Genomic DNA, 508 nt, shown 5'->3' with positions numbered 1-508 from the left:
GATTGCACTTTCGTGGTCATGCTCCCCGGCGACGGTGTGGCGCATTCCAACTTTGGCAATATCGTTCACGACCTGGTGCTGTTGCACAGCCTGGGTGTGCGGTTGGTGCTGGTCCATGGTTCGCGCCCGCAAATCGAAAGCCGCCTCGAAGCCCGGGGTCTGGTTCCGCATTACCACAAGGGCATGCGCATCACCGATGCACCGACCCTGGAATGTGTGATCGACGCCGTAGGCCAGTTGCGCATAGCGATTGAAGCGCGCTTGTCGATGGACATGGCGTCATCGCCGATGCAAGGGTCGCGCTTGCGTGTCGCCAGCGGCAACCTGGTCACCGCACGCCCGATCGGGGTGCTGGATGGTGTGGACTATCACCACACCGGCGAAGTGCGCCGGGTTGATCGCAAGGGCATCAATCGCTTGCTGGATGAGCGTTCGATCGTGCTGCTTTCGCCATTGGGTTACTCACCGACCGGTGAAATTTTCAATTTGGCCTGTGAAGATGTCGCCA

1 protein-coding gene is annotated in these 508 nt (G+C 59.8%); it reads left to right on the top strand.

The window, feature by feature from the left end; genetic code table 11:
* Positions 1 to 508, top strand: a 508-nt coding sequence (gene argA, locus TU76_RS24390) for an amino-acid N-acetyltransferase (RefSeq protein WP_048352723.1), incomplete at both ends; no start/stop codon positions are given.

This window comes from Pseudomonas psychrophila, from assembly GCF_001043005.1.
GTDB lineage: Bacteria > Pseudomonadota > Gammaproteobacteria > Pseudomonadales > Pseudomonadaceae > Aquipseudomonas > Aquipseudomonas psychrophila.
Note: the sequence above shows the minus strand (reverse complement) of the source record. Positions and strands in the feature narration are given on the sequence as shown.